This window comes from Mesorhizobium sp. M2A.F.Ca.ET.037.01.1.1 (genome assembly GCF_003998075.1).
GTDB lineage: Bacteria > Pseudomonadota > Alphaproteobacteria > Rhizobiales > Rhizobiaceae > Mesorhizobium.
In genome coordinates, this window is record NZ_RZSA01001684.1 from 1 (window position 1) to 618 (window position 618).

1 pseudogene is annotated in these 618 nt (G+C 64.2%); it reads left to right on the forward strand.

From position 1 onward, the window contains the following. A pseudogene (locus EOA27_RS39205) lies at positions 1-618 on the forward strand (tyrosine-type recombinase/integrase); the annotation flags it as partial.

A 618-nucleotide genomic window follows, 5' to 3' on the forward strand; every position in this document is an offset into this window, starting at 1 on the left:
CTGTCGCCCGGTTCGATCCACATCGCCATTGCGGCGCTGCGCTTTCTCTACAAGGTGACGCTCGAAAGGGATTGGGCGCCTGAAGAGGTCCTGCCGCTTCCCAGAAGCCGCAGAAGCTGCCGATCATCCTCAGTGCCGAGGAAGTTCAGCGGTTCCTCGGCTGCGTCCTCGACGTCAAACACCACGCCATCCTGACCACTTGCTATGCCGCCGGCTTGCGCATCTCGGAAGCGGTGCAGCTGAAGCCCACAGGCATCGACAGCCAGAGAATGGTCATCCGCGTCGAGCAGGGCAAAGGCCAGAAGGACCGCTACGTGATGCTGTCGCCCAAGCTGCTGGAGATCCTGCGCAGCTATTGGAAGGTGCGCCGGCCAAAGGCGTGGCTCTTCCCCGGCGATCGTGGCGACCAGCCGATCACCAGGGATGCGGTGGGACACGCCTGCGCGAAAGCGCGCGACCGCTCCGGCTTGTCCAAACCGGTCACGCCCCACAGTTTGCGGCACGCCTTCGCCGTCCATCTGTTGGAGGCCGGCGCCGACGTGCGCACCATTCAACTGCTGCTCGGTCACCGCAGCCTCGCGACCACCGCCCATTACCTGCGGATTGCCACCAACAAAG